Source organism: Frankia sp. CeRuru1, from assembly GCF_977966315.1.
Window position 1 is genome coordinate 1 of record NZ_CDWWEW010000538.1, and the last position, 2,515, is coordinate 2,515.

Consider the following 2,515-nt stretch of genomic DNA (forward strand, 5'->3'; position numbering starts at 1 on the left):
GGCCACGATTGGCCGGGTCGACTACCACGCGACTCCCGAGATCAGTTAAGGCGGCCATGGCATGAAGGTGGAAGGCATCATCTTCAACTTCTTCGGGGTGTTCGCCGGGGCCGCCGCGCTGGTGTACTGGTTCTGGTCGAAGGACCCGACCGGCACGGCCGCGCTGACCCTCACCACGGGGCTCGGCCTGCTCGTCGGCGGCTATCTGGTCTTCACCGGCCGGCGGATCGGCATGCGCCCGCAGGACCTGCCGGATGCGGAGATCGCCGACGGGGCGGGGGAGCTCGGGCACTTCACCCCGGGCAGCTACTACCCGTTCTTCATCGGGGCCAGCTCGGTGACAGCGGCCATGGGCCTCGTCTTCGGCGTCTGGCTGATTGTTCTCGGTGCGCTTCTGGTCGTGGTGTTCGTGACCTGCCTGGTCTTCGAGAACTTCTGGCACCCGCCGGTGCCCGAGGACTGATCCCGCCCGGGTCGGGGGGTCCCCCTTCCCAAGGCCCGCTCAGGGAGCCGTGGCCGCCGCCGTGTCGACCGCTGCGGCGGCGGCCTGGCTCGCGGTCACCCAGCGTTCCAGGACGGCCCGGGCGGCGCCGGAGTCCACCGCCTCGGCCGCCCGGGGCAGGGCGGCGCCGATCTGCTCGGTGACGGGGGCGTCGGAGGGGCCGGCCGCGGCGACCAGGGCGGTGGCGGCGGCGAGCAGGACCGCGTCGCGGACGGGTCCGGGCTCACCGGCGAGCACCGACCGGGTGACGGCGGCGTTGTAACGGGCGTCCGCGCCGCGCAGTGCGGCGCGGTCCGCGACGTGGATGCCGACGTCGCGGGGGTCGAACCGCTCGCGGCGCGGCTGTCCGGCGCCGGCCGCGACGACCCACACGGCGGACGTCGTCACCGGGGTGAGCTCGTCGAGCCCGTCGTCGCCGCGGAACACCAGCGCCCGGGTGCCCCGGTCGGCCAGCACCCCGGCGACGACGGGAGCGAGCCGCGCGTCGGCGACGCCGATCGCCTGCGCGCCGGGGCGGGCCGGGTTGCTCAGCGGCCCGAGGATGTTGAACGCGGTGGGCACGCCGATCTCGCGCCGGACCCCGCCGACGTGCCGCATCGCCGGGTGGAAGACCTGGGCGAAGCAGAAGGCGATGCCGGCCGTAGCCAGGCACGCCTCGACGCCGGCTGGCGGCAGGTCGACCACGACACCGAGCTCCGCGAGCAGGTCCGCCGAGCCGCAGGATGACGACGCGGCCCGGTTGCCGTGCTTGACCACCGGCACACCCGCGCCGGCGACGACCAGCGCGGCCATCGTCGACAGGTTCACGGTGTGGGAACGGTCGCCGCCGGTCCCGCAGGTGTCCACGGCGCGGGCCCGTACCTGCTCGGACAGGCTCAGGGGCGTGGCACTGGCCAGCATGGCCCCTACCAGGCCGGCGATCTCCTCCGGCGTCTCCCCTTTGGACCGCAGCGCTACCGCGAACCCGGCCACCTGCGCGGGCGAGGCGGCCCCCGCCATGATCTGGTGCATCGCCCAGGCGGTGCGCGCGGAGTCCAGGGACTCGCCCGCCAGCAACGCCCCGATCAGCTCCGGCCAGCTCGTCTCGACGGTCGGGAGAGCCCCGGCGGGGGAGCGGCCGGTGTGGGAGTGGGATGCGCTAACGGTGGTCATATCTCGGAAGCCCTGGATCTCAGTGGGCGAGCTGGGCGCCGGTGAGCGGCTGACGGGCCACGGCGCCGCCGGCACGCGCCCGCAGCAGTGTCACGACCGCCTCGGTGAGCAGACCCGGGTCGATCGGATGGGTGACCACCGCATCCGCCTGGGACCAGGTGGCGAGCCAGCGATCGTCCGGGCGGGCGACCAGCAGGATGGTCGGCGGACAGTTGATGACCTCGTTCTTCAGCTGCCGGCAGAGCCCCATGCCGCCGCTGGGGGTGGCCTCCGCGTCGAAGACGCACAGATCCGCCTCGTGATGATCGACCACGCCGATCGCCTCGGGGGCGTCGGCGGCCTCGACGAACTCAATCGGACCGAGGCCAGCGGCGGGGAGACGGCCGATCGCGTTCCGGACGTGTTCGCGCACATCCGCTCGGTCGGCGTAGACGAGGATGGTGATCATGTCGTCCGCGGGCCTTTCGCGAGAGGTGACCATCGCCGACCGGCGGTGAGCCGGCCAGCGGTGAACTGCGGACCGCCCTCCAGGCACCTCGGGCTCCCAGGTACCCCGGACATCCGGGCACCTCGGAAGTGGACGCTGCCATGTGAGAGTTGTCCCGTGCAGGCTACCTCCCGCGGACCGTCGGACGTGACCCGTGTCGCGTCGCCCGCCGGGTCCTCGCCGGGCCGGGTGGGGTCGGGATCACAGACCCCTGGTTGCCTTCGGATCGTCGCAGGAGTGATACTGAGAATCGTTCTCAATCGGTGGACCCTGATGCCGGCCGGACCGCGTGACGCCTCGATCGCCGCCGCCGGCGGCCCGGGGCGTTCCACCGCCGTACGACGGGCGTGATCCTATGAACAACCAGACCGATC

At 72.9% G+C, this 2,515-nt stretch carries 3 protein-coding genes; 1 reads left to right on the forward strand and 2 read right to left on the reverse strand.

Annotation, left to right across the window (positions count from 1 at the left end):
- The first annotated feature begins 61 nt into the window (after positions 1-61).
- Positions 62-463 carry an aa3-type cytochrome oxidase subunit IV gene (gene ctaF, locus AC08OP_RS23980; protein ID WP_462186434.1) on the forward strand — a complete coding sequence of 134 codons (402 nt, stop codon included), beginning with the start codon at positions 62-64 and terminating at the stop codon, positions 461-463.
- A gap of 39 nt (positions 464-502) precedes the next feature.
- Here ctaF and trpD read toward each other — a convergent pair whose 3' ends face one another.
- Together trpD and AC08OP_RS23990 are read right to left on the reverse strand one after the other, a co-directional pair.
- Positions 503-1,654, reverse strand: a complete 1,152-nt coding sequence (gene trpD / locus AC08OP_RS23985) for an anthranilate phosphoribosyltransferase (RefSeq protein ID WP_476616245.1) — start codon at positions 1,652-1,654, stop codon at positions 503-505.
- Positions 1,655-1,673: 19 nt separating this feature from the next.
- A complete protein-coding gene (locus AC08OP_RS23990; protein WP_476616246.1) occupies positions 1,674-2,102 on the reverse strand; it encodes a response regulator transcription factor in 429 nt (142 codons plus the stop codon).
- Positions 2,103-2,515 lie beyond the last annotated feature (413 nt).